The organism is Fundidesulfovibrio terrae, assembly GCF_022808915.1.
In the GTDB taxonomy this organism is placed as follows: Bacteria; Desulfobacterota; Desulfovibrionia; order Desulfovibrionales; family Desulfovibrionaceae; genus Fundidesulfovibrio; species Fundidesulfovibrio terrae.
In genome coordinates, this window is record NZ_JAKZFS010000002.1 from 129,586 (window position 1) to 154,835 (window position 25,250).

At 63.4% G+C, this 25,250-nt stretch carries 18 protein-coding genes and 1 riboswitch; of the genes, 8 read left to right on the forward strand and 10 right to left on the reverse strand.

Annotated features, from left to right (window positions below; all coding sequences use genetic code 11):
• Positions 1–43 precede the first annotated feature (43 nt).
• The 6 genes from plsY to ML540_RS07795 all read left to right on the forward strand — a co-directional run bounded on the left by plsY (position 44) and on the right by ML540_RS07795 (position 8,860).
• The gene (gene plsY, locus ML540_RS07770) at positions 44–637 is read left to right on the forward strand and encodes a glycerol-3-phosphate 1-O-acyltransferase PlsY (RefSeq protein ID WP_243359810.1); all 594 of its coding nucleotides are present in this window, start codon (positions 44–46) and stop codon (positions 635–637) included.
• Entirely contained in the window at positions 637–3,015 is a 2,379-nt protein-coding gene (locus ML540_RS07775; RefSeq protein ID WP_243359811.1) for a glycosyltransferase family 39 protein, read from the forward strand. The genes plsY and ML540_RS07775 overlap by 1 nt, the downstream gene beginning before the upstream one ends.
• Positions 3,016–3,053: 38 nt before the next feature.
• Positions 3,054–3,248, forward strand: a riboswitch (cobalamin riboswitch).
• A gap of 223 nt (positions 3,249–3,471) precedes the next feature.
• The gene (locus ML540_RS07780) at positions 3,472–4,209 is read left to right on the forward strand and encodes a radical SAM protein (RefSeq protein ID WP_243359813.1); all 738 of its coding nucleotides are present in this window, start codon (positions 3,472–3,474) and stop codon (positions 4,207–4,209) included.
• Positions 4,124–6,193 (forward strand): ribonucleoside triphosphate reductase, encoded by a 2,070-nt coding sequence (locus ML540_RS07785; RefSeq protein ID WP_243359815.1) that lies wholly within the window; start codon positions 4,124–4,126, stop codon positions 6,191–6,193. Before ML540_RS07780 ends, ML540_RS07785 begins: the two co-directional genes overlap by 86 nt.
• A gap of 786 nt (positions 6,194–6,979) precedes the next feature.
• A complete protein-coding gene (locus tag ML540_RS07790; RefSeq protein ID WP_243359817.1) occupies positions 6,980–7,513 on the forward strand; it encodes a DUF488 domain-containing protein in 534 nt (177 codons plus the stop codon).
• A gap of 207 nt (positions 7,514–7,720) precedes the next feature.
• A complete protein-coding gene (locus ML540_RS07795; RefSeq protein WP_243359819.1) occupies positions 7,721–8,860 on the forward strand; it encodes an acyltransferase family protein in 1,140 nt (379 codons plus the stop codon).
• 42 nt (positions 8,861–8,902) lie between these two features.
• On the opposite strand, the gene ML540_RS07800 is transcribed toward ML540_RS07795, so the two are convergent.
• From ML540_RS07800 to ML540_RS07810, 3 genes are all read right to left on the reverse strand, one after another.
• Positions 8,903–11,026, reverse strand: coding sequence for a PocR ligand-binding domain-containing protein (locus ML540_RS07800; protein WP_243359821.1), 2,124 nt, complete (start codon positions 11,024–11,026; stop codon positions 8,903–8,905).
• A 306-nt stretch (positions 11,027–11,332) separates the two neighbouring features.
• Entirely contained in the window at positions 11,333–12,412 is a 1,080-nt protein-coding gene (locus tag ML540_RS07805) for an NAD-dependent epimerase/dehydratase family protein (RefSeq protein WP_243359824.1), read from the reverse strand.
• A 113-nt stretch (positions 12,413–12,525) separates the two neighbouring features.
• Positions 12,526–13,671: an MFS transporter gene (locus ML540_RS07810; protein ID WP_243359827.1), complete on the reverse strand. Its 1,146-nt coding sequence runs from the start codon at positions 13,669–13,671 to the stop codon at positions 12,526–12,528.
• A gap of 182 nt (positions 13,672–13,853) precedes the next feature.
• Between ML540_RS07810 and ML540_RS07815 the strand changes: the two genes are divergently transcribed.
• Both ML540_RS07815 and ML540_RS07820 read left to right on the forward strand, forming a co-directional pair.
• The gene (locus ML540_RS07815) at positions 13,854–15,026 is read left to right on the forward strand and encodes a GGDEF domain-containing protein (RefSeq protein ID WP_243359829.1); all 1,173 of its coding nucleotides are present in this window, start codon (positions 13,854–13,856) and stop codon (positions 15,024–15,026) included.
• 96 nt (positions 15,027–15,122) lie between these two features.
• The gene (locus ML540_RS07820; protein ID WP_243359830.1) at positions 15,123–16,304 is read left to right on the forward strand and encodes a GGDEF domain-containing protein; all 1,182 of its coding nucleotides are present in this window, start codon (positions 15,123–15,125) and stop codon (positions 16,302–16,304) included.
• Between the two features lie 76 nt (positions 16,305–16,380).
• On the opposite strand, the gene ML540_RS07825 is transcribed toward ML540_RS07820, so the two are convergent.
• The 7 genes from ML540_RS07825 to ML540_RS07855 all read right to left on the reverse strand — a co-directional run bounded on the left by ML540_RS07825 (position 16,381) and on the right by ML540_RS07855 (position 24,973).
• The gene (locus ML540_RS07825; protein WP_243359831.1) at positions 16,381–17,466 is read right to left on the reverse strand and encodes an NAD-dependent epimerase/dehydratase family protein; all 1,086 of its coding nucleotides are present in this window, start codon (positions 17,464–17,466) and stop codon (positions 16,381–16,383) included.
• Between the two features lie 107 nt (positions 17,467–17,573).
• Positions 17,574–18,542, reverse strand: a complete 969-nt coding sequence (locus ML540_RS07830) for a glycosyltransferase (RefSeq protein ID WP_243359832.1) — start codon at positions 18,540–18,542, stop codon at positions 17,574–17,576.
• A gap of 195 nt (positions 18,543–18,737) precedes the next feature.
• On the reverse strand, positions 18,738–20,210 hold the full coding sequence (locus tag ML540_RS07835; protein ID WP_243359833.1) for a B12-binding domain-containing radical SAM protein: 1,473 nt from the start codon (positions 20,208–20,210) through the stop codon (positions 18,738–18,740).
• Positions 20,211–21,203: a glycosyltransferase gene (locus ML540_RS07840; protein ID WP_243359834.1), complete on the reverse strand. Its 993-nt coding sequence runs from the start codon at positions 21,201–21,203 to the stop codon at positions 20,211–20,213.
• 3 nt (positions 21,204–21,206) lie between these two features.
• Positions 21,207–22,157 (reverse strand): glycosyltransferase family 2 protein, encoded by a 951-nt coding sequence (locus ML540_RS07845; RefSeq protein ID WP_243359835.1) that lies wholly within the window; start codon positions 22,155–22,157, stop codon positions 21,207–21,209.
• Positions 22,158–22,470: 313 nt separating this feature from the next.
• A complete protein-coding gene (locus ML540_RS07850) occupies positions 22,471–23,421 on the reverse strand; it encodes a UDP-glucuronic acid decarboxylase family protein (protein WP_243359837.1) in 951 nt (316 codons plus the stop codon).
• Between the two features lie 118 nt (positions 23,422–23,539).
• Positions 23,540–24,973 (reverse strand): M15 family metallopeptidase, encoded by a 1,434-nt coding sequence (locus ML540_RS07855; protein WP_243359838.1) that lies wholly within the window; start codon positions 24,971–24,973, stop codon positions 23,540–23,542.
• Positions 24,974–25,250: the final 277 nt, after the last annotated feature.

A 25,250-nucleotide genomic window follows, 5' to 3' on the forward strand; every position in this document is an offset into this window, starting at 1 on the left:
CCCGGCTCTGGCAAATATCCCGGATCAAGCAAAGGAGAGTGACGTGTTCGCCAAGCTCATCTGGCTCGCATTGGCCTACCTGGCCGGGTCCTTCCCCTTCGGGTTGTTCATCGCCCAGGCCGCCTGCAACATAGACCCCCGCACGGCCGGCAGCGGCAACATCGGCGCCACCAACGTGGCCCGGCTCTGCGGCACGAAGCTCGGCGTGGCGACGCTTCTCCTCGACGCCCTCAAGGGCTTCGCCCCCGTGGCCATCGCCTGGCAGATGTCCGACGGAGGGTGGTTCGCGGGTTTCGCCGCCCTGGCCACGGTGTGCGGCCACATGTTTCCCGTGTTCCTGGACTACAAGGGCGGCAAGGGCGTGGCCACCACCATCGGGGCCTTCCTGGCCTTGTGCCCCGGCGCGATCACGGTGTCCGGGCTTCTGTGCGCCGGGGCCATCGCGGCCACGGGCTTCGTGTCCGTGGGGTCGCTCCTTCTGGCCGCCAGCCTGCCCTTCACGGTGTGGTGGCTGGGACAGGGAAGCCTCGTGCCGGTGAGCTTCGCCGTGGGCGGACTGGTCATCTGGAAGCACAAGGACAACATCCGCAGGCTTCTTGCCGGCGAAGAGAAGCCCTGGAAAAAGAGCAAGTCGTGATGCCGGATGTCTCGCGCGGCGTGTCGGCTCGCGTTTGTCTGTTTTTCTTGCTCACGGCCGGTTTCGCGCTGAGGAGCTACAATCTGGGCGTGCCGTCCCAATGGATGGACGAGATTCTGGTCCCCCTGAACGCCAGCCATCCCATTGAATACATCTTGGAGCTTTCCCGGCGTATAGAGGTCCACTCCCCGCTCTTCTACGGGATCATCAAGGGCCTGACTCTGGTCGACTCGGGCGATTTCCTCCTGCGCCTGCCGTCAGCCCTGGCAGGAGCGACCACAATCTACTTGGTCTACAGGCTGGGGACAGAACTCTTCGACGCCAACGTAGGTTTGTACGCGGCGGTGTTTACCGCCCTCAATCCTCACCACATGTATCTCTCGAGATACATCAGGCCATACTCCCTGGTGGTGTTCCTATTCGCCCTGTCCCTGCTGCTGACCTGGCGTGTGGCCAGGGACGGGAAGATGCGCGACTGTCTTCTGTTACTGATCGTGGACGCGGTGGTGCTCCTGCTGCACAACCTTGCGGTGCTGCTCGTGGGCACACAACTGCTGTACCTGGGACTAAGCCGAGTGGCCGGGAAAAGCCGGATGGGCTGGAACGGAATCACCGTGTTGGGTTCGGGAGTGGCAGTGATCGCGGCCTGTCTGTGGTGTTTTTTCCTTCGAGACAGCAGTGTGGCGGGGGAGTTTCTCGCCCAGCCCATGGGCTCATGGGATGCATTTCTGGTTGTCGGCGAATGTTTCCTGCGCAACCTGTTCTATTTCGATGTCCCGTTGGCTTGGGGCTTGGGGCTGACGGCCTGCGTCGCGGGCTTGGTGATGATGTGGCGTTCGCGGCCATGGCCCGCGCTGTTCGTTTCGCTGTTCCTGCTGCTCCCTCCTGCAGCCCTCGTGGTGACTGGGATGGCCTGGAACCTGTGGGCCAGGCACTTGAGTCCCATGATCCCGTTGGCCGCGCTGTCCTGGGCGGTCGTGGTTGCATCGCTTAGGCTTTCCCCGGCGCGGCACGCGCAGTTTGTCGTCATCCTCTGCGTGCTGGGCCTCGCTGCCTATCTCGGTCCCGCTCATGGCCGGTTCTTCGAGGTTGACAGCTACCGCGACCGGGTGATCGGTACCAACTACGAGGTGCTTTCCGGCGAGGTACAGGCGCTGATGAGCACGGGGGACGTCATCGTGGTGACGCACGACTATTTCCGCAACGGCCTGAACTGGTACGCCGACCGGCTGCCGCCGCCGAACCGCTTCCGCTCCCAGTCTGTAGATTCCAAAGCCGATCCTCTGAAGGTTCACGTTCTCGCCGACCTGCATTACGGTTATATCGCTAAGAACCGTCAGGACTTCCGGGATCACTATGAGCCAGAGAGCGAGAACTCCCTTGAGGAAAACGTTCAGATGTTCACCTTGGAGGTTAAGCGCTCGCCTGAGTTCGTCGTTCGTCAGGACCAGCGGATTCTCTCGGTCCCAATGGACCTCAAGGGGTTCTATTCCAGGGTTGGGAGACTACGGGACGCCGTTTTTTCCCAGGACGCGCGGGGACCGTTCGTGATGGCGACGCGAAACAACACCCAGGCCGAAGTGGAGTATGTGTTCGTCAACGGGACCGGGCAGGCTGTGCCCGAGGTTGTCCTCAATTTCTATTTCCGTAACACCGGCAAGGGAAACCACATCCTGGCGGAAACCGTTTTCGACGATGAGCCGCCCTCGGAGTATCCCCTGTCTATAGGGCCGGACCCAAGGAGCAACTTCTCCGTAGCTCACCACAGGTCCGGCTCGTTCAAGACCCTCACGGTACGCCTGAAGATGGTCTGCGCCCCCCTGACGCCGCTTTTCCCAGGAGGCAACTACGAAACCCTGCGCTTCGAGGGGCTGGACGCGGCCTTCGGCGCGCCCGGCGGGGACGAGGCGCTCGCTCGCGACATGGCTGGACGCCTCCGGGCGAACTCCCTGCGAAATTTCCTGGCCGAGCGGTTCATCCCGAAAAGCCGGTTGGAGCAGCGCATGGTCGCCGGAAGCGATCTCGCCAGCAACGCAGATGCGGACATGCCGGGATGGAGCAGGCTGGAGGTGTCGCTGGAAAAGGAGCAGGGTGTCTTCCTGGCCGAGCTCGACCCCGGAGTGCAGCAGATGATCGTCTATCCGCGCGTGGGCGACGGGTCGTCCGTGGGTTTTTACCAGTTGGGTCCAGACGGTAGGCGCGAGGAACTCCTTGCCCTGCACGGCGCAGGAGAAGCCTGGACGCCTATATCCGCGCAGTACCCCATTATGCTCAACCCTGGTCTCACGATCGGTGGCAAGTACCGCGTCGAAATCCTGCTCCAGGGGCGCTGGGCCCAGGTCTGGAATAAAAACGGAACAATTTTCTTCGAGAAATAAGTTGGTTGTGACGCCTTTGCTGCCGCTGGCCCCATGTGAAATTGACATGTCCATCGGGACGGCCTAATTTGTCAGCAACGCCCCGGAAAACGGAAGACGGTGCAAATCCGTCGCAGGCGCGCTGCTGTAACCGGCGATAAAACGGGCGGAAAGCCACTGGGTAAGGCACCCGGGAAGGCTCCGCGCACCACCCGGCCGGAAGTCAGAAGACGTTCCTGGGGAGAATCGGCCAGGTCCCGCGAACGGACCATGGTTCCCGCGACGAGCCCTGCCGCGCAGGCGGCCGGGCTATCATCACCCGTCATCGTGGCGTAGCGTCTCTTTTTTTCGTTTTTGAAAATGCAAGCCTTTCGAGGTGTTGCGAGCTTTAATTGACAAGCGCCCAATATGTCGAAGCTTTTTTTGCTTCTTCGCGGCCCTTGCCTCTGTTAGAAACCCCGGAAACTCCGGAAACGCATGGACAACGAAACTCAGCAGGACATCCCGGCCGAAAAGGCCCGAATCAGAGCCGTCACGCCCCTGTCGCTGTGCGACTGGCCCGGGCGTAGCGTCTCCGTGGTCTACCTGGGCGGATGCAACCTGCGCTGCCCCACCTGCCACAACGCCACCCTGGCCTTCACTCCGAGCCTGCACCCGCGCCTGGACACCGACGCGGTGCTGCGCGCGCTTGCCGCGCGCAAGCGCTGGCTGGACGGGGTGGTGGTCTGCGGCGGCGAACCCACCCTGGACCCCGGCCTGCCCGCGCTTGTGGACGCGCTGCACGGGCTCGGCCTGCCGGTCAAGGTGGACACCAACGGCATGCTGCCGGAGGTGGTGGCGGCCGTCCGGGAGCGCAGCCCGGGCACGCTCTTCGCCGTGGACGTGAAGGGTCCGTGGGAGAAGTATCCCGTCCTCACCGGTGGCGCGGCGACGCCCGCCCAGGCGCGAGAGCGGCTTGGATCGATCTTCGCCCTGGCCTGGGCCTCGCCCCAGTCGTTCCTGTTTAGGATCACCCTCGTTCCCGGGCTCGGCCCGGAGGACGTCCAGACCGCGCGGGAGTACCTGCCCAGCGGTTTCACTCTGAGAGAACAACCCTACGTCCAACCCGCGCGGAGGGAGGAGAGCCCCTATGCCCCTGCAGATACAGAAACGCGACGGCTGCCTGGAAACCTGGTCCCTGGAACGGATCGCCCAAGCCATACTGAAGGCCCTTAGGGCCAGCGGCATCCAGGACCCCCTGCTGGCCAAGCGCATGGCCCGCAAGGTGGAGGAGAAGCTGGGCGACGAGCCCGTCGCGCTTCAGGAGAACGTGCAGGACATGGTTGAGCGCGTGCTCATGGAGTCGCGCCTGTTCGACGTGGCCAAGCGCTTCATCATCTACCGCGAGAAGCGCCGCACCCTGCGCGAGCAGAAGGCCGCCTACCTGGACATCAAGGACACCATCGACAACTACCTCTCCAAGGCCGACTGGCGCGTGGCCGAGAACGCCAACATGGCCCACTCCTTCCAGGGGCTCATGCTGCACCTGTCGGGCACCGTGCAGGCCCGCTACGCCCTGGAGAAGTATCCCGAGGAAGTGCGCGCCGCCCACGACCACGGCTATTTCCACATCCACGACCTGTCCTTCGGCCTGGCGGGCTATTGCGCGGGCTGGAGCCTGCGCGACCTGCTGCTGGAAGGCTTCAACCTGGACGGGCGCTCCTCCGCCGGACCGGCCAAGCACTTCGACTCGGCCCTGGGCCAGATGGTCAACTTCCTGGGCACGCTCCAGAACGAGTGGGCCGGCGCCCAGGCCTTCAACAACGTGGACACCTACCTGGCCCCCTTCATCCGCCACGACGGGCTGGACTACGACAAGGTGCGCCAGGCCGTGCAGAAGTTCGTGTTCAACCTGAACACCACCTCGCGCTGGGGCGGCCAGACCCCCTTCACCAACCTGAGCTTCGATCTGACCCCGCCCAAGCACATCGCCAAGGAGGCGGTCATCATCGGCGGCAAGCTCCAGGACGCGGTCTACGGCGACTTCCAGGCCGAGATGGACATGTTCAACCAGGCTTTCCTGGAGGTCATGGCCGAGGGCGACTACTTCTCGCAGATATTCTCCTTCCCCATCCCCACCTACAACGTCACCGAGGACTTCCCCTGGGATTCGCCCATCGGGACGAGGCTTCTGGAGCTCACCGCCAAGTACGGCGCGCCCTACTTCCAGAACTTCATCAGCTCCGACCTCTCCCCCGAGGACGTGCGCTCCATGTGCTGCCGCCTGCAGATGGACCTGCGCGAGCTGCGCAACAAGGTGGGCGGGCTCTTCGGCGCGGGCGACCTCACCGGCTCCATCGGCGTGGTGACGCTCAACCTGCCCAAGCTGGCCTATCTGTCGCAGGGCGAGGAGGACTTCCTGGACCTGGTGGCCGAATACGCCACCATGGCCAAGGACGCCCTGGAATTCAAACGCAAGCTCATCCAGGACTACCTGGACCGGGGCATGTTCCCCTATTCGGCGCGCTACTTAAAAAACGGCTACAAGGGCCACTTCTCCACCATCGGCCTGGTGGGCGGGCACGAGGCCTGCCTGAACATCCTGGGCAAGGGCATCGAGACCGACGCCGGCATCCGCCTCATGACCCGGGTGCTCAACCACCTGCGGGAAATCACCTCCCGCTTCCAGGAGGAGACCGGGCACCTCTACAACCTGGAGGCCACCCCGGCAGAGGGCACCAGCTACCGCCTGGCCAAGATCGACAAGAACCTCTACGCGGACATCAAGGCCTCGGGCAACGGCACGCCGTACTACACCAACTCCACCAACCTGCCTGTGGGGCAGTGCGAGGACGTCATCGCCGCCCTGGAGCACCAGAACAAGCTGCAGCCCCTGTATACGGGCGGCACGGTGTTCCATACGTTCTTGGGCGAGGCCGTCGTGGACACCGAGGCGCTCAAGAACTTCATCATCAAGGCCTTCCGCATGACCAAGATCCCGTACCTGTCCATCACGCCCACCTTCAGCGTGTGCAAGCAGCACGGGTACATGTCGGGGGAGCATTTCGAATGCCCCACCTGCGGCGAGGACGCCGAGGTGTTCACCAGGATCGTCGGGTACTACCGGCCGGTGTCGCGCTGGAACAAGGGCAAGAAGGCGGAGTACGTGGATAGGGTGACGTACGTGGGGACGTGCGGCTGCGAGCCGGGGCAGTTGTAGGAACGATTAATGATAAAAAGCCCTTCAGATGTTGCAGCATCTGAAGGGCTTTTGAAAAGAGCCCCGAAATTTCAACTTGTGGCTGGTTCGGGGACTCCTTGCGGGGAATGGTGCCCGCTATCGCTTGGCTTAACTAACGCCTGGGCACTTCTCCGTCAAGGAAAGCCACTTGAGTGGAGGCTTTCATGACGTTCAAGAAAAACAACACAAGTTAACACGCATGGTTATCGAACGACATGGATGGTTCATGTCGCTGAGAAATCGCTAAGGTGAACTTTCGCCGTCTGTTATTGAGGCGGTAGTTTTCCTGCAACGTCAGCTATGCAGGGGAAACACCTTTTAGCTTGTTGCAGGTGTTGTTAACAGCCAATTGATTAAATATACTAGCCCAATGGGCTGGATAAGGTGTTCTAGTTATGCCGAAAAATACCAAACAATCGTCTCCTGACATTGCCAAGCTTGCTGCGAGCGTACTTGCTGATCCGCATGCTTCGGGCATTCAGAAGAGCCTTGCGGGGTCTGCTCTGTCTCAAACTGGGACTGGTAAACAAACCGGAGCAGACATGGAGTCAAAGGCTTCGAAAGCTTTGCACAATCCAAACTCAGCTGAGATAACGCAGGCGCTCGCGGGAAGCGTCCTGTCTCAGGCCAATAAAGATCGTTAACCACAACCAATCGAGGGAGGCCCTGGATTTTCCGGGGCCTCTTCTGTGACAAATTGATATTTTTGCGAGAAGGATATACCCGCCTCCTGTGATGCGTATATCCCGGCGATCCGATGAGACGGTGAAAGCGAGTCTCGTTTACACCATCGGCCACTCCAACCACCCGGCCGAACGCTTTCTCGATCTTCTGCGAGAGCACGCAATCACCGCCGTGGCCGACGTGCGCTCCAAACCCTACACCAAATACGCCAAGCACTTCTGCCGCGAGCCCATCGAGCGCCTGCTGCGCGCTTCGGGCATCGCCTACGTCTTCCTGGGCGACCTGATCGGCGGCAAGCCGGACGACCCGGACCTGCTGGGCCCGGACGGCAAGCCCGACTATGCCCGCATCGCCGCATCCGAGGCGTTCGCACGGGGCATCGACCGCCTGGTCGCGGGCGCGGCCACGCACACCATCGCCCTCATGTGCGGCGAGGAGGACCCCTCCCGCTGCCACCGCCGCCACCTGATCGCCCCTCGGCTTACCGCGCGCGGCGTCACCGTCCTGCACATCCGGGGCGACGGGCGCGTCCAGGACGAGGCCGCGCTGGCCGAGGCGGAGGCAGGTACGCGAGGTACCCCCGCAGAGCCGTCGCGGCCGACTCTCTTCGACTAGCGTCGCGGTCGGGTTGCCCCAGCGCCCGATGCGGATGATTCCGGGAGCGCGACGGCGAAGGGAGAAAGACGCCTCCGGCGGCCAAAGGAACTTCGTTCCTTTGGAATCCTTTTTCGCTCCGCGCCGGTCCGGCGAAAGGACGTCCGGGATGACTTGCCGTAAAGGGCGTGGCAGGGTGCGGCGACCGTGACAATCATGGGAGGCGTGATGGAACAGCGGCAACGGATGCTCTTCGTGGACAACCTGCGCCTCGGCGTCATCGTCCTGGTGGTCTGCATGCACGTGGCGGTCACCTATTCCGGCCTGGGCGACTGGTACTACAAGGAAGGCCTCCCCCTCGGCACGGCATCGTTTATCTTCTTCGCCGTATTCCAGTGCTTCCTCCAGGCGTTCTTCATGGGGACGCTCTTCATGCTGGCGGGCTACTACGCCGCCGCGTCCCTCGCCTCCAAGGGCGCGGGCGGGTTCATCAAGGGCCGCCTGATCCGCCTGGGCGCGCCGACCCTCTTCTACATGCTGGTGATCAACCCGTTCACGGTCTATTACCTGAAGGACTGGGACCACACGCTCTATCCCGTGCCCTTCACCCGCTTCTATGCCGCCTACATCGAGGGCGGCCGGGTGCTCGGCGGCACCGGCCCCATGTGGTTCGCCCTGGCCCTGCTCATCTTCTGCGTGGTGTTCGCCGCGATCAGGCAACTGTCCGGGACGCCCGGCCGGACGCCCTCGCCGCGCCCCTTCCCCTCGCGCCTGCCGGTGCTGGTGGCCCTGGCGGCAAGCGCCCTGGCCTTCGCGCTGCGTCTCGAATGGCCCATCGGGACCAATTTCCTCAACATGCAGCTGTGCTATTTCTCGCAGTACGTGATCCTGTTCTGCTTCGGCATCGCCGCCCACGGCAACGGCTGGCTGGAGCGGATCGAATACCCGCTGGCCGTACGTTGCCTCGCGGCGGCGGGGCTCGGCATGGCGGTGCTGCTGGGATTCTTCTTCCTGAGCGGGGCCATGGCCGGGGACCAGTCCTTCCGTGGCGGGTTCACGTGGCAAAACGCGGCCTTCTCGCTGTGGGAGTCCTTCACGGGGGTGTTCATGACCGTGGGGCTGGTGGGCGTGCTGCGCAGGCACTGGAACACCCAGGGCGCGTTCGCCAAGAGCCTCTCGGACAGCGCCTTCGCGGTTTACGTGTTCCACGCGCCCATGTTGGTCTTCATCTCGCTGATGCTGCGCGGCGTCGAACTGGCGGCGCTTCCGAAATTCCTGCTGGTCTGCGCGGTGGCGCTGCCTGTCTGTTTCGCGGCTGCCCGGCTCATACGGGCCACCCCCGTCCTGCGCTCCCTGGTCCGTTCCTGACGTCCCCGCCGCTCAGGGAAACTGCTGGCGGGAGGCTTGGGGTCAGCGCGAAGGTCCGGCGCCCAGCGGCAGCTCGATGACGAACCGCGTCCCTCCGCCGGGTGGCTCCTCCACCCGGATGCTCCCGCAGTGGTTGTTGGACACGATGAAGTAGGACACCGACAGCCCGAGCCCCGTGCCGTCGCCGGGCGCCTTGGTGGTGTAGAAGGGTTCGAACACCTTCTGGCGCAGGGCAGGATCGATCCCCGGCCCGTTGTCCTCCACCTCGACTACTGCCATGGCTCCGGAGGAGCGCACGCGCAAGGTGATCGCCGGGCGTTGCTCCCCGTAGTTCTTGGAAGCCATGGCCTGCGCCGCGTTTTTCAGCAGGTTGAGCATCACCTGCTCGATCTCCATGCGGGAGCAGAATACCGGAGGCAGGCCGGGGTCGTACTCCTTGAGGATGGATATGTGGCGGAAGTCGTACTTCTTCTTGAGATCGTAGTCGTTGGAGGCGAGCTCCACGCTTTTGTCCACCAGATCCGAAAGCTGGACGAATTCCTTGCTGGTGTCGCTTTTGCGGCTGAACTCGATCATGTTGGAGACGATCCGGCTGGCTCGCAGCCCCCCCTCGCGGATGTTCTCCAGGAAGGAGAAGATGTTCTTGTCCTCGAGATAGCGCCGTAACCCGTCCAGGTCGCACCCGGATTTGCGCGCGGCCGCCTGGTTTGCCTCGCGAAACGGCGAGAGGCGCAATTCGATGAGCTGGGCCGACTGGAGGATGGCCCCCAGCGGGTTGTTGATCTCGTGGGCCATTCCGGCCGCCAGTCCGCCCACGGACATCATTTTTTCGGTCTGGATCATCATCTCCCGCAGGCGTTCCCGTTCGCTGACGTCGTCCATGCGGATGACCACGCCGTTGATGCCGTTGGCGACCAGCGGATAGAACTGGATGTCGAGCAGATGCACCGACCCCTCGCGCACCAGGGGCTGCTTCTCCAGCGTCTCGACATGCCGTTCGCTGAGAGCGGCGGCCATCTTGTCCAGGTGCTTTCCCATGAACGGCAGGGCCTGTTGCAGCGGATGCCCCACCACGTCTTCGGGATGCTTGCCGAAAAGATCGCTCGCACAGGCGTTCCAATGGTTGACCACGCCGTGTTCATCCACGCCGATGATGGCCGAGGGGGCCGACTCCAGGATGTTCTTGATGAGGTTGCGGGATTTCTCGAGCTCCCTCTCGGCCTCGATGCGCTCGGTGATGTCGAAGCCGACGCCCACGATCCCGGTGACCGTGCCGGACGCGTCGTGCAGAAGCGCCTTGTGGAGCTGGACCTCCCGCATGCCGCCTTCACTGGATCGCACCTGGGTGGAGTAGGCCTGCCGCTCCCCGGTATCGAGCAGCGCCCTGTCCATCCGCTCGTAAACCCGCGCCAGGTCGGGAACGCAAAAGGACCCTGCCGTGGAGCCGAGCATGCGCTCCCTGGGCAGCCCCATCATCTGCTCGAAGGCCGCGTTGCAGCCGGTGTAGGCCAGGTCCTTGTTTTTTGTGAACAGCGGGGTGGGGATGGTCTCGAAAATGGACTGCATGTAGGCCCGCTGGTCGTCCAGGCCCTTTTTGACCTGCTCGGTGGCTTCCAGCTGGCGGCGGAGCAGGAAATTGCTCTCGGCGAGACTGCCGATGAAGGACGCCAGCGCCCTGTTGTAATCGAGGATGTTTTCCACCTTGGCGCGCGTGAACACGGGCACCTTGTCCAGCGCCTCAAGGTAGGCGTGCTTGTCGAACCCGAACTGGTCCGCTTGGCGTTCGAAGAAGGTCCGGTCGGCCGCCTCGTCTTCGAAGAGGAACTGTCCGAGAAAGAACGTGGCCAGGTGTTTCCCGGCGACGAAGATGGGAATGCCGATGTCCCACATGCCGTTGGGGCACTTGTAACCGTGGGAGTTTCCATCGGCGATGTGCTGGGCGATGGCCAGGTCGCTTTGGCGGCAGCGGGCGGCGGTGTCGGGGTTGGCCCGATGGAAATGGACGCAGATGTCCTGCCACCCGGTTCCGGCCAGCACGGCGCCTTCCCGAGCGTCGATGACGCCGCTCGGCATTCCTGCTGCCTGGTAGTGGGCATCCAGCATACGTTGGATGTCGGAAAAGTTGATGAGGTCGACGATTCCCGGCTCGGATACTTCCTGTACCATCGGACCCTCCAGCGTACGGATTGCTCGAGAGCTTCAGACCATGGTCCTATGAAAGAGGTAACCCCATTACCCGGCAGGACACAATCATCTTGTGGCGATTCCCAGCCATTTGGCTGCGATTGCCTCCGCGGTCAAGGATGCCCGTCGGGCCGGGCGGAAAAACGGCAAAAAGCCGGAAGCGCGGCCTTGCGCGCTTCCGGCCCGACATGATTCACAGCGATCGACGCGAAGCGATAAGGGATTCCAAAGGGAGGAACTCCCTTTGGCCGCCGGAGGCTTCTTCCCTCTCGCTCCGGTTGGGGGCTTCTACAGCTTCGCCAGCGTCTCCAGCTCCTTTTCGTGCTCTTTCACCCACGTGAACAGGTCTTCCAGCACGTTGCGGGCGCTCTTCTTGGGTTCCCAGCCGAAGGTGTCCTTCACCTTCTGGGCGTCGGTAATGTAAATCGCCATGTCGGCCGGGCGGTTCACCGGGTCCACGTCCACCTGGATGCGGTTGCCGGTGATCTCCTCGCAAAGCATGGTGGTCTCCAGGAGCGACAGGCTCACTTCCAGGCCGCCGCCCACGTTGAAGATGCCGCCGTCGGCCTTGGACCAGTCCGCCAGCTGGAGTTCCAGCAGGTCGAAGAGGTCGGCGGGGTGGAACAGGTCGCGCACCTGCTTTCCGGTGCCATTAAAGCCGATGTACTTGAGCTTGCGCTTGAAATAGTGGGCCTGCATCCACAGGGAGAACACGCCCTGGTCCACCTTGCCGAACTGCCACGGCCCGGCGATGACGCCGCAGCGGTTCACCACGCCGCGCACGCCGTACATGGCGCGGTATTCCTCCAGAACGAACTCCGAGCAGAGCTTGGTGGCCCCGTACATGGACTTGGCCCCGTAGATGGGGAAGCGCTCGGACACGCCCTGGGGGGACCAGCCTTCGGGGCCGGTCTCGGCGGCCCAGACCAGACGGGTGGCCCCTTCGGCAACCGGGATCTCGTTCAGGGGATCATAGGCGTAGACGCGGCTGGTGGAGAGGAACACCACGTCGGCCTTCTGCTTGCGGCACACTTCCAGGCAGTTGATGGTGCCCACCAGGTTGGTGTTCACCAGGTATTCGGGGCTGCCGCCGAATCCGGCCAGCACGGAGGGCTCGGCCGAGCACTCCAGCAACAGGTCGATCTTGGACTCGAAGCTCAGATCCTCGGGATTTCTTATGTCGCCGTGGACGAACTTGATCCCGGCCTGGGCCAGACGGGGCAGGTTGAACTCGGAGCCCCGGCGCTTCAGGTTGTCCAGGACGATGATTTCCTGCTTGGGGTAACGGGCCTTGAAGGCCATGGCCAGGTTGGAGCCCACGAACCCGGCTCCGCCGGTGATCAGGATCGCGCCGTCGTATTTTTTCATAGGAAGAAGAGCCTCCGGCGGCCAGGGGAACCATGCAGGTCATCCCGCACGCCGCGCTTGGTGTCGTATGATAGGCGGCCTGGGTAACAGGCGCGGACCCGAAAGGGAAGGGGCTAGCGCGCCGGGGTCTGGGACGGCGTGCGCACCAGCTGCGCCAGCAGAAGCGACACCGCGCCCATGGCCGCTCCGGCCAGGAAGGGGATGCGGTAATTGAAGGTCCACAGCCAGCCGCCCATGACCGGGATGAACACGGCCGCTATGTGGTTGATGGTGAACCCCACGGCCGAGGAGGGGGCGATGTCCGGCCGGTCGGCGATCTTCTGCAGGTAGGTGCGGATGCAGACCACGAAGTTGAAGGCCAGGCTGTCCAGGATGAACATGGCTCCGGCCAGCACGTGCGACTCGGTGAACGCGTAGGTGAGGAACACCAGGATGGCCGAGGCGTACTCCACGCTCATGAGCGCCCGCTCGCCGAAGCGGTTGATCATGCGGCCGATGATTGGGTTGGCCACCCAGGCCACCAGGTTGTTCACCACGAACAGCGCGCTCATGGCCGTGAGCGAGTACTCGAACTTCTCCACCAGCAAGAACGCGGCGAACACCATGAATATCTGGCGGCGCGCCCCGGAGAGGAAGGTCAGGGCGTAGTAGAGCCAATAGCGCGAGCGCAGGACCATCTTCTTGTGCTGGGGCGGCATGGACTTGTCGGACGGGTCCTGCAGGACGGCCCACAGGCCCATCAAGACCACCGCACCGCCGATGAGTCCGAAGAGGCTCGGGTAGCCGAGCCTGCCGGCCAGGGCGAAAATGAGCACGCCCACGGCGATGTTGGCTATGGCCGAGGCCGCGCGCAGCTTGCCAAGCACCACCGGGGCCATCTCCAGGCTGAAATACTGCAGCGACAGCGACTGGTTGAGCGTCTCGTAGTAGTGGAACCCCGTAGACATGATGAGCGTGGTGAACACCACCCCCCAAAAGCTCGGAACCAGCCCGGACAGGGCCACTCCCAGGCCCAGGAGCAGGATGGACAGGGCGGCGGCCCTGTGCTCCGAGAGCACCAGCAGCACGTAGATCACCAAAAGCGAGAGGAATCCGGGAATCTCGCGGATGGACTGCACCAGCCCCATGCGGAAGGCGTCCAGCCCGGCGGCCTCGACGCCGAAGTTGTTGATGAGCGTGACCCATCCCTGCATGCCCACCTGGGAGGCGATGGTGGCCACGAGCAGGAAAATGTACATCCGGCGTTGCGAATCAGACATGCGGGAATCCTTGTGGGCGGATCGGGAGGAGCAGATTCATGCCAGAAAAGGGGTGAGGGGTCGAGCGCCGTTTCGCCCGAAGGCGCGTTCCGGGTGCAAAATACGGGGTGGGCGTGGTGGAAAAAGCGGCCGTCATGGGGTAAAGAGCGGCCTCCCGTGTCGTTTCGGAAGGATGTGTTCGAATGCCGAGCCTCGATTTGCTGTCCGTGGCCATCGTTGGGCTGATGCTGCACTCGGCGCTGGCCCTGGTGATGATCCAGACGTACCTTACCCGGAAGACTTATCCAGGGTTCAGCAGCTGGACCCTGTCGCAGATCAGCTGGGTGCTGGCCTGCGCGGCGTTCTTCCTGCGTCCGGCCATCGGAGAGCCCGTCTCCATCGTCTTGAGCAACCCCCTTTTTTTCCTGTTCGCGATCCTGTCGCATCGCGGGTTCATCAGATTCTTCGGCCTGGGCGACCCCCGGCGGCTCCTGCGGTGGGACGTGGGCGTGTCGCTGGCCTGTCTGGCGGTCATCTATTGGAACTACTTCGTTGTGGACAGCGTGGGCGCCCGGGTGGGCGTCAATTCGCTGGCCATGTGCTTTCTCCTGTTCAGGGCCGGGCTCCGCGCGCGCAAGGTTCCCCGGGAGACGCGCAACAGGGCGAACCTCGGCCTGGGCCTCTGGCTGGTGGCCGCGCTTCTGCTGCTGCGGGCCTGCGCGGTGGTGATCGGTCCGCAGAGCGAGCACCCCCAACTGCTGGACCCGATCCTGAAGCTTGTGATCATGCTGGGGATCTTTCTCATGGCCTTCATGGTCTACGGCTACATAGCCCTGATGCACGAGCGCCTGGAGGAGGACCTGCTCCAGGCGCAGTCGCTCTTGCGGCAACAGGCTAACACCGACCCACTCACCGGGCTTCTGAACCGCCGGGGGTTCATGGAGATTGCGAACCACGATATCCGCATGTCCAGGCGCTATGGGCACCGCATGAGCCTGATCCTCTTCGATCTGGACCACTTCAAGAACATCAACGATACCCACGGCCACGCCGTGGGCGACACGGTGCTGGCGGCGGTGGGCGGGGCCAGCCTCGGGGCCATGCGCGAGGCGGACACCCTAGCCCGCTGGGGCGGCGAGGAATTCGCGGTGCTCCTGCCCCAGACCGGCCTGGAGGACGCCCGGCTGACCGCCGAGCGCCTGCGTGAATTGTTGCGGGGACTGCGGCCCAAGTCCGGGGCGGACATCATGACCACCGCCAGTTTCGGCGTGGCCGAACTGCGTGACGAGAGCTTCGACGAACTGGTGGCCAGCGCCGACCAGTGCCTGTACCGGGCGAAACGGGAGGGGCGCGACCGGGTGTGCGTAGCGGGCTGATAGGATTTTTTGGGGGCCGAACCGCTGGATTCCGGCCTCTTGGAGGTATATGGATGCAGCCGCTGAGTGCGTAGCGCGAATGCCTGGATGCAACCAATGCCGATTCTGGATCTGAAAACCGTCGCCGTCATAGGGCTGGTGCTGCATACGGCCCTGGCGCTGGTGATGCTCCAGACCTACCTCACGAGGAAAATCTACCCCGGGTTCCGCAGCTGGACCATCGGCATCGCCTGCTGGGTGCTGGCCAGCGGAGCGTTTTTCTCCAGGTCCGTCATCGGAGACACCATGACGGTCCTGCTGGGAAATCTGCTCCTGTATCTGTTCGGCATACTCATGCACAGCGGCCTGATGCGGTTTTACGCCATGGAGAACCGCAAGCGGCGCCTCGCCGTGGATGTGGCCGTGGCCTGCGCGGGCCTGTGCGTCGTGTATTGGAATTTCTTCACCTGGCAGAACTCCAACCTGCGGGTGTTCGTGAACTCGCTGGTGACGGGCTTCCTCCTGCTGCGGGCCGGGATCGCCCCCCTGCTGATCGCCAGGGCGCGGCACAACCTAGTCCAGCTGGGCATCAGCCTGAGCTTCGGAGTCATCGCCGGGCTGCTCTTCGTCCGGGCCGCCATGGCCGTGATCGACGCCCCATACCCCAGCATGCAGCTGCAGGACCCCCTGCTCAAGCCCCTGCTGCTCCTGGGGCTCTTCGGGGTGGTCATTGCGGTCTACGGCTTCATCTCGCTCATGCACATCCGCCTGGAGGAAGAGCTGCGCGACGCCCAGTCCCGGCTGCGGGAGATCGCCGACACCGATCCGCTGACCGGACTTCTGAACCGGCGGGGCTTCACCGAGATGGCTGCCCACGACGTCAGGATGGCCCGGCGCTACGGACACCGCATGAGCCTGATCATCTTCGACCTGGACCACTTCAAGAGCATCAACGACACGCACGGCCACGCCGTGGGCGACGCGGTGCTGGCGGCAGTGGGCGGGGTCTGCCTCGGGGCCATGCGCGAGGTGGACACCGTGGCCCGCTGGGGCGGCGAGGAATTCGCGGTGCTCCTGCCCCAGACAGGCCTGGAGGACGCCCGGCTCAGCGCCGAGCGGCTGCGCGGGCTGCTGCGTAGCCTGCGCCCCATGCCCGGGACGGACATCATGACCACGGCCAGCTTCGGCGTGGCTGAAATGGGCAGCGAGGGATTCGAGGAATTGGTGGCCCGCGCCGACCAGTGCCTGTACCGGGCGAAACGGGAAGGGCGGGACAGGGTGTGCGTGGCTGCGGGATAAAATTGGGATGGGCTGCCTCCGGCGTCCAGGGGGATCATCCCCCTGGACGCCGGAGGCGTTTAATTCTCCAGGCTCGCTAGCAGTTCCCGCCGGCGCCGCCTTCCTTGACCACGTCCTTCTGCACCTCGTAGATTTCTTTCAGAATCTTGGGCACGTTGTAGGTGATCTTCCAGTTGGGGTAGTGCTCTTCGAACTTCTTGAGACCCGACACCCACCAGATGTGGTCGCCGATGCGATTGGTCTCGTCGTATTCGTAGTTCATTTCCTTGCCGGTGATTTCCTGGCACATGTCGATGGCTTCGGCCATGGAGCAGTTGGAGTAGCGGCCGCCGCCCATGTTGTACACTTCGGCCACGCGGGGCTTCTCGAAGAAGTGCCACAGGGAGTTCACCAGGTCGTAGGAGTGGATGTTGTCGCGGACCTGCTTACCCTTGTAGCCGTAGATGAAGTACTTCTTGCCGGTGATGCAGCAGCGCATCAGGTAGGACAGGAATCCGTGCAGCTTGGTGCCGGAGTGGGCGGGACCGGTCAGGCAGCCGCCGCGGAAGATTCCGGTGTTCAGCCCGAAGTAGCGGCCGTACTCCTGCACCACCACGTCGGCCGCCACCTTGGAGGCGCCGAACAGGCTGTGCTTGGTCTGGTCGATGGACATGGTCTCGTCGATGCCGCCTTCCCACTTGTGGCCCTTCTCGATCTCGAAACGCTTGTCCAACTCCACCAGGGGCAGGTAGTTGGGCGTGTCGCCGTAGACCTTGTTGGTGGAGGTGAAGATGAACACGCCCTCGGGGCAGTGCTGGCGGAAGTTCTCCATCATCACCATGGTGCCGTTGGCGTTGACGGTGAAGTCCATGTAGGGGTCGGAGGCGGCCCAGTCGTGGGAGGGCTGGGCGGCGCAGTGGATCACGGCCTTGATGGACTTGCCGTAGCGGGCGTAAATCTTGCTGATGGCGTCGTGGTCGCGGATGTCGGCGCTGTAATGGGTGTAGCCCTTGAGGTCCTGCTCCAGGCGGTTGCGGTTCCACTCGGTGGAGGCGTCCTCGCCGAAGAAGGTCTTGCGCAGGTTGTTGTCGATGCCGACGACATCGAAGCCCTTGTCCGCAAAGAAGCGGGCGGTTTCCGAACCGATGAGACCGGCGGAGCCGGTGACGATGGCGACAGACATGAAGTAGCTCCTTGAAGAGTAAGTTGGGGCGCTGCCCCAAACCCCGGCAGGGCTCCGCCCTGCACTCGCCAGGGGTATGATCCCCCGGGACCCTGCAATAGGGGGGGTTACCGTTTGATTTTGTCCAGTATGAACATGAAGCCCACCAGAAAACGCAGGAAATACATGCCGAAGGCCAGGCGGGGATGCGACGCGAGCCGCCGCCAGCGGCCGTTTTCCAGAAAGACCCCGAAGAACCTGTACGCGGCTCCGAACTGGCGCTTGATGTCCGGATCGCCTGCGGGCCACTTGGCGATATAGGCTTCAAAGGACCCGCCGTAGTACGTCTTCTTGGTCAGATACCGCCACAGGTCGAAGGCCGCCTCGTTGTGGAACAGGAGCGGCGTGTCGTCCCGGGAGAAATTTTCATAGCCGGAAAGTTTCGAGACCATGTCCGATCCGGCGATGGTGCAGCCGCAGGCGGCACGCGACCCCGCAGCGTCCGGAAGCGAGGACACGTAGGCGTCCACCCGGTCGAAATCGTATTCGGACAGGACCCCCACCCGGCAGCGGTTGCGCATGTGCCGGTCGAAGTCCCAGTCCTCGGGGCCGGTGAGGCTCTCGTCAAAGCCGCCGATGTCCTCGAAGGCCTCGCGGGTGAAGATGCGCACGCAGTCGATGACCGTGCCGTCGTAGAAGCTGCGTTCGAAGCGGCGCACCGTGGGGAAGAATCCCTTCCCGAGCACGATCTCGGGGATGTACAGGGCGCAGAGCGCCTCGCGGCGCATCTTGGCCACCGAGCGCTCGACCACGGTGGCCGAGAGGATCATGTCCGCGTCCAGGAACATGAACAGGTCCCCGGTGGCTTTGGCGAAGCCGAAGTTGCGCTGGGCGCTCCTCTCGGGGCCCTTGTCGAAGACCTTGTCCGTGAAGCTCCCGGCGATGGCTTTGGTGTCATCCGTGGACTGGTTGTCCACCACGATGATCTCGATGAGCTCGGCGGGATAGCTCTGGGCCTTGATGGACTCCAGGCAGTTGCCGATGTTTCGGGATTCGTTGCGGGTGGTGATGATGACCGAGACGCGCTCGCCGTTCATGATAGCTCGTATGTCTCCGATAAAACGCTAAAACCCCCTATCGAGGGGGCCCGGGGGAAATCATGGACTCGGGCCATCCTTGCCCTCGCCCTTCGGGCGCTGCTTCGCAACGCCCGATTGCGCTGTCCCGCGCAATTGTCCCCCCAGCGGGGTAATGCGCAGAGCCCTGCCGGGGTGCGGGGCGTAAGCCCCGCCTTACTTCTTGCACTCCGAACAACCCTTGCGGGTGTTCAGCAAATGTCCGATCAGCTTCCCGGCGGCGCGGTAGAAGAACGCGATATCGTCCACGCTGCGGATCGACAGAATCTTGCGCAGGATGAATGCCGGGGTCAGGGCGGCCTTATACAGTTCGTTCTTGAATTGCAACACGTCATCGCTTGAGATGGGCGACTTCCACACGCTTCTGCGCATGTCGTAGTCTTCCCAGTTCTCGGTGGTCAGCCAGCCCTGCTTCTTGGCCTCTGCAAAAAGAGGCGTGCCGGGGTAGGGCACCACGATGGTGGCCTGGAGCGTGTCCAGGTAGCCCTGGGTGAACATGCGCTTGGCGAAGTCGATGGTGGCGCGGGCGTCGGCCATGGTTTCCCAAGGGTAGCCCACCATGGTGGTGATGTGCGGGGCCAGTCCGGCCTTCTTGCACATCTTGAGCGTCTCCTCGATCTGGGCCACCTTGATGCCCTTGACCAGACGGTCCAGCGTGGACTGCACCACGGACTCAAGCCCGATCAGGATGAACCGGAAATTGGCGGCCTTGAGCAGGTTCCACTGCTCCTGCGACAGCGCTCCCACGCGCATGTTGCAGCCCATGACCACCTTCTTGTTGAGGCCGCGCTTGATCATGCCGCGGCAGAAGTCCTCCAGCCACTTACCCTTGGGGAAGCAGCCCGAGTCGTCGAAGATTTCCTTCACGCCGAGCGCCACGAGCTTTTCGATCTCGTCCAGGTGGCGTTCCACGGAGACGGTGCGGTAGTTGCGGCCCGGATACAGGGTGGTCCAGGAGCAGAAGGTGCACTTGCCCCACCAGCAGTCGCGGCCGGCGTAGACGTAGGTGCCGGGGGTGTATTTGAAGTTGCCGTTCTTGTAGGCGTAGAGTTCCCACCGGGTCAGCTCGCGGTCGATGTAGGGCAGCTTCTCCAGGTCGTGCTCGAGGCTGGCCGGGCCGCTGTCCTTGATCTCGCCGCCTTCACGGTACCATACGCCGCCGGGCAGGGTCGGGGACTTGCCCGAGAGGTGGTCGGCCAGGTCGCCCAGGATGAAGTCGTAGTCGCCGCCCGCAATGACGAAGTCCACCGGGCAGTTCTCCATGGATTCGCGCGGCAGGGCGGTGACGTGGTCGCCCATGAGGGCCACCTTGGAGCCGGGCAGCTCGCGCTTCAGCTCCTCCACGATCTTCCAGTGGCGCTTGATGACCGGGGTCTTGGACTCCAGCGCGATCAGGTCCGGCTTCTCGCGCTTGATGCGGTCGAGCCAGGCCGCGTAGGTCATTTCCTCGGCAATGCCGTCGTCCCAGAACACCTCATGGCCGCGCGCCTTGCACAGGCTGGCCGCGTAGGAGGGCACCATGGGGTAGATGTAGGTGGGGTTGGTGAACCACTGGAACTGGCGGTTCTGGGACAACAGGGCCACGCCCTTGGAGGATTCCAGGGGAGGATAGGAAACGGATACTTTCATTTATCTGCCGAGGGTGCTCTTGAGATCGTTGGTGAACCAGCCGCGCAGGAAGCGCCAGCCGTACCAGAGGTGCGTGAGAACGATGTAGGGGACGGCGGCCAGGGTCACGTCCAGGGGCTCGTGGCGCTTGATGTCGATCGCGGCCAGGGCCAGGGCGGCGCCGTACACGAACAGGCCCGTCTCGTAGAGGGAGCAGGGCAGCACGAGAGAGCCCAGCACCAGGAAAAGAAGCCACAGAACAGGCATGAAGTAGGGCAGGCGGCGCGAGGTTTCAGGATAGTTGCGGGCGAAATAGCCCCGGTGCGCGCCGTAGTTGCCCACCTGGCGCAGGTGCTTGCACAGTCCCTCGCGGCGGTGGTGCCACACCAGCATCTCGGGCAGGTAGAGAATCTTGCCGCCGGTCTTGCGCACCAGGTCCATGCAGAACTTGGTGTCCTCGCCGGGCCAGTACTCGTTGTCGAATCCGCCCACGTCCAAGAACGCCTCGCGGCGCACGATGAGGTTCACCGTGGGCCAGTCGTCCACGTAGCGGCGCGGGGGGAGGGGCAGGTAGCGTTGGGGGAATCCGCCCGAGAGGCGCGACAGGAACACGGCGCCCGAGGCCCTGGCCCAGAAGGGGTCGGACACGGGGGTCTGGGCCGGTCCGCCCACGGCCGCCACGCCGGGCTCGCGCTCGAACGCCTGCAGGGCGAAGGTGAGCCAGTAGGGCTCGGGATAGGCGTCGTCGTCGATGAAGGCCAGGTACTCGCCTTTGGCGGCCTCGGCGCCCTTGTCGCGCTTGATGGCCGGGCTCACCGCGCCGGTGGGCAGGATGCTCACCGAAGGATGGGCGTACACGCCCTTGACCGCCTCGGGGGCGAGGGGGGCGTCGGGCAGCAGGATGACCTCGTAGCGGGTCTCGTGCATGGCGAAGATGTGGCGAAGGCTCTCCTCCACCAGCACGCCCGGCTCCTTGAAGGGGATGATGATGGAAAACAGGGGGGTGTCCGCCATGGTCTACTCCCAGGTGCCCGCGCGTTCGCGGATGATGTACAGCGGTCTTTGCACCACTTCCGTATGGATGTGGCCGATATAGAGCGACACCATGCCCAGCCCGCAGAGCACGATGCCGATGAGGAACGTGTTGAAAACCATGAAAAAGGCCATGGGGGTGTAGTTGGCGCCCCACAGCACGTTTCCGGTCATCATGAGGATCAGAAAGAGAAGCGACACCGCGATGATGGTCAGCCCCAGGTAGCCCGTGAACCGAAGCGGCAGGAGCGAAAAGGAGGTGAAGCTGTTCACGGCCAGGTTGAAGAGCTTCTTGAAGGAGTATCCCACCTGGCCGGTGTCGCGGGCCGGGGCCACGAAGGGGATGTAGATCTTCTTGAAGCCCATCCAGTCGATGAGGCCCCGGAACATGCGGGTGCGCTCGGTGAACTGCAGAAGCGTCCGGACCACCTTGCGGTCCAGAAGGCGGAAATCCGTGCTGGAGGGGGGGATGTCCAGGTCGGAGAAGCGGGTCATCACCCAATAGAACGCCTTGGAGCCGAGCTTCTTCATGGGCGAGTAGTCGGCCACGGCTTCGCGCACGGTGGCCACGATCTCGTAGCCCTCCTCCCACTTGGCGGTCAGCGTCGGGATGAGTTCGGGCGGATGCTGCAGGTCGGCGTCTATGCAGATGACCGCATCCACGTCGGGACAGAGCTCCACCCCGGCGGTGAGGGCCATCTCCTTGCCGAAGTTGCGCGAGAGCATGAGGCCCTTCACGCGCGGGTCGCGTCCGGCGATCTCGCGGATCTTGTCCCAGGAGCGGTCGGGGCTGCCGTCGTCCACCAGGATGATCTGCCAGTCGTAGGGCAGCGTTTCCAGGACGGCGCGCAGGCGCGCGTGCAGCGCGTCGAGGCCCTGGGACTCGTTGTAGACCGGGACCACGACCGCCAGGGATTTGGGAGAAGAATCGGGCATGTAAGAATACTCTTGAGAGGAAACTTCCTGAAAAAAGTTTGACGCGGGCCGTCCTGGCCCGCGCCCTGATGGGCGCTGTCGCACAGCGTCCAACTTTTCTTCCTGAAAAGTTGTCCTCTCAAACTCTCCTTCAAAAACTTTCAAATGGCTTCGCGTTCATCGGCGGCCAGATTGTACGGTTAAATCATACATCCGGGCCGAGACGAACGCATCATAAGCCGCCCCGCAAAGGCTCCCGGCTGGGGCTGCGGGGTGCGGCGGCTAACCGCCGGGTCCAGGGGGAGGCTTCTCCCCCTGGCCGCCGGAGGCATCCTTATTTTCTTTTCAGGAACCAGTCAAAGTATTCAATGGTCTTCTTCAAGCCGTCGGCCAGCTTGATGGTGGGCTCCCAGCCCAGGGCGCTCTTGGCCAGGGTGATGTCCGGCTTGCGCTGCTTGGGGTCGTCGGAGGGCAGGGGGCGCTTTTCGATCTTGGACTTGGAGCCGGTGTACTCGATCACCAGCTTGGCCAGTTCCATGATGGTGAACTCGCCGGGGTTGCCCAGGTTCACGGGGCCCGTGAACTCGTCCGGGGTCTTCATGGAGCGCACGAAGCCGTCGATCAGGTCGTCCACGTAGCAGAAGGAGCGGGTCTGCTGTCCCTCGCCGTACACGGTGAGGGGCTCGCCCTGCAGGGCCTGGACGATGAAGTTGGACACCACGCGGCCGTCGTTGGGGTGCATGCGCGGGCCGTAGGTGTTGAAGATGCGCACGACCTTGATCTTCAGGTTGTGCTGGCGGCGGTAGTCGAAGAAGAGCGTCTCGGCGCAGCGCTTGCCCTCGTCGTAGCAGGAGCGGAAGCCGATGGGGTTGACGTTGCCCCAGTAGGACTCCGGCTGCGGGTGCACGGAGGGGTCGCCATAGACCTCGGAGGTGGAGGCCTGCATGATCTTGGCGCGCACGCGCTTGGCAAGGCCCAGCATGTTGATGGCGCCATGCACGCTGGTCTTGGTGGTTTGCACCGGGTCGAACTGGTAGTGGATGGGCGAGGCCGGGCAGGCCAGGTTATAGATCTCGTCCACCTCGATGTAGAGGGGGAAGGTGACGTCGTGGCGCATGAGCTCGAAGCTGGGGTTGTCCAGGAGGTGCTGGATGTTCAGCTTGGTGCCTGTGAAGTAGTTGTCCAGGCACACGACTTCGCAGCCTTCGGAGAGCAGGCGTTCACACAGGTGGGAACCGAGAAAGCCCGCGCCGCCGGTGACGAGCACACGTTTGTTCAGGTGCATGTCGGATGATCCTTTAATGGGTGAGATGAAAAGGTCCTTGCCGCAGGGCTGTAAACCGGTTCGGGAGGTTTGTAAATCGGGTTCGGGCCCGAACGGGTAGGTGTCCTGGGCCGCGCAATCATTTCAGGAAGGCGACCTCGAAGTGCATGCCGTCCAGCCGAGATTGGAAGTGACCGCCCCAGTAGAAGCCCCAGGCGTTCGCCAGGGACACGAGTTCGCGCAGCGAGCCCTTCTGCCCTGCCAGGGGAGGTCGCGCGCCGATGGGATTCGACCCCGCGTTGAGGTCGAAGGCCGTGCCGAAAGCGTGGTTGCTGAGTGTCGTCTGGCTGTGGCGGATGAACCGGGCGTTGAAGGACCCTTCATAGCTCAGGATGCGGTCCAGGAGTCCGTTCTTTTCCCAGTCCGCCCACACCCCCTGGAGTTGCGCCGCCGCCAGGCGGTGGAACCGCATGGTCCTCGGAGCGCCGGGCCCCAGGGCTGCGCGCAGCTGGGGAATCTCCACGTCAACAATGGTTTTCGCCTCCCAGTCGCCCAGGATGCGGACGGCCTCCGGATTGCCCGGGGTTGGCTCGGACACGTAGCTGAAGGCGCCAAAGACCGCCTGCCGGCCAGCCAGGCCCTTCAAGGGAGGGAAGTTTGGACGCAACGGAAAGTTGGAGCCGCTCGTGTCGGCCGCCGGCTCCTCCAGCAGTTCGAAGCTCTGATCAACGGCCTTGAGCAGCGTCTGCCGCCCGGCTACGCCATCGGCAGCCAGCCCGTTTTTCTGTTGGAAGGCCACCGTGGCGGCAAAGGTCTTGTCGCCGAAGATGCCGTCCGCCTCGCCGGGCGCGAAGCCGCTCCCGCACAGAAAGCTCTGCCAGGCGCGCACGAATTCACCCTCGGAGCCCAGGCGCAGGGCCCGGAGAACCACCGGGGCCGTGCCCGGGGGCACTTCCGGCTCCGGTGGCGGGAAGGCCGAGGCCACAGAGGCGGCCGCCTCGGCATCGTCAGACGGAAGGAAGCTCATGGCGAACGCCATGGCCTTGTTCCAACGGTTGACCAGCCCGTTCCAGAACTTGCTGCTCTCGTCGCGGCGGACAACGTCACGCTCGTACTGCTCGCGGGCGACACGCAAGGACTTGAGCAGCGGCAGCGGGGCCGTCTCCTTTTCGGACAGTGCGGCCCGCGTGACGGGGCCGACCACGCCGTCGTCCTTCACCTCCAGGGCGCGCTGCAGGATGCGCCCGGCCCCGCGGAGCCCCCGGTTGAACGCGCAATCGCGCAGGTAGCTTTCCACTGCCGCACAACCAGACCAGGAGCTCACCGTGTCCGTGAACGTGGCGATGAACTCCAGGGCCGCCTCCTCCGCTTCGGGGAACCGGCCCTCGTTGATGAGTTCGGCCAGGAGCCGGGCCTCCTCCGGGTGGTAGCGCTCGTTGATGCCGGCCACCTCGAAGGTGCCGCCTCCGTCGCCGTCCGGCAGCATGTAGACCTGCAGCCTGCCTTGGTCCCGGCGGGCTTCGAAATCAAGGATCGAGGCCGCGATCTTCTTGCGTTGTTCAGGAGTAACCATCTTATTTCGCTCGCATTTTGATTGTTGATGTTCCTTTAAAAGGAACATTCCCAATGGGAAAGCCAAGCCAAACCGGAACAAAACAGAACAACATCGCCTGCGGTGAAGACGCTCAGGATGATACTTTGCCGTGTTCTTAGTAGGGATATGAATGGTTGTCAGCATCGAATTGGAAAACACGGAATGGTATTCCGCTATTCGTCTGTCGTCATGGACAAATGCCGTTGAAACAGGTGTTTGGATATTGCTCTACTGGAGTCATTCCGGATGTTCATTG

Excerpts from the sequence above, each read along its gene's own strand:
- ML540_RS07775 (WP_243359811.1), top strand. The coding sequence starts at position 637 with ATGCCGGATGTCTCGCGCGGCGTGTCGGCTCGCGTTTGTCTGTTTTTC.
- ML540_RS07780 (WP_243359813.1), top strand. The coding sequence starts at position 3,472 with ATGGACAACGAAACTCAGCAGGACATCCCGGCCGAAAAGGCCCGAATC.
- ML540_RS07785 (WP_243359815.1), top strand. The coding sequence starts at position 4,124 with ATGCCCCTGCAGATACAGAAACGCGACGGCTGCCTGGAAACCTGGTCC.
- ML540_RS07795 (WP_243359819.1), top strand. The coding sequence starts at position 7,721 with ATGGAACAGCGGCAACGGATGCTCTTCGTGGACAACCTGCGCCTCGGC.
- ML540_RS07800 (WP_243359821.1), bottom strand. The coding sequence starts at position 11,026 with ATGGTACAGGAAGTATCCGAGCCGGGAATCGTCGACCTCATCAACTTT.
- ML540_RS07805 (WP_243359824.1), bottom strand. The coding sequence starts at position 12,412 with ATGAAAAAATACGACGGCGCGATCCTGATCACCGGCGGAGCCGGGTTC.
- ML540_RS07810 (WP_243359827.1), bottom strand. The coding sequence starts at position 13,671 with ATGTCTGATTCGCAACGCCGGATGTACATTTTCCTGCTCGTGGCCACC.
- ML540_RS07815 (WP_243359829.1), top strand. The coding sequence starts at position 13,854 with ATGCCGAGCCTCGATTTGCTGTCCGTGGCCATCGTTGGGCTGATGCTG.
- ML540_RS07820 (WP_243359830.1), top strand. The coding sequence starts at position 15,123 with ATGCCGATTCTGGATCTGAAAACCGTCGCCGTCATAGGGCTGGTGCTG.
- ML540_RS07825 (WP_243359831.1), bottom strand. The coding sequence starts at position 17,466 with ATGTCTGTCGCCATCGTCACCGGCTCCGCCGGTCTCATCGGTTCGGAA.
- ML540_RS07830 (WP_243359832.1), bottom strand. The coding sequence starts at position 18,542 with ATGAACGGCGAGCGCGTCTCGGTCATCATCACCACCCGCAACGAATCC.
- ML540_RS07835 (WP_243359833.1), bottom strand. The coding sequence starts at position 20,210 with ATGAAAGTATCCGTTTCCTATCCTCCCCTGGAATCCTCCAAGGGCGTG.
- ML540_RS07840 (WP_243359834.1), bottom strand. The coding sequence starts at position 21,203 with ATGGCGGACACCCCCCTGTTTTCCATCATCATCCCCTTCAAGGAGCCG.
- ML540_RS07845 (WP_243359835.1), bottom strand. The coding sequence starts at position 22,157 with ATGCCCGATTCTTCTCCCAAATCCCTGGCGGTCGTGGTCCCGGTCTAC.
- ML540_RS07850 (WP_243359837.1), bottom strand. The coding sequence starts at position 23,421 with ATGCACCTGAACAAACGTGTGCTCGTCACCGGCGGCGCGGGCTTTCTC.
- ML540_RS07855 (WP_243359838.1), bottom strand. The coding sequence starts at position 24,973 with ATGGTTACTCCTGAACAACGCAAGAAGATCGCGGCCTCGATCCTTGAT.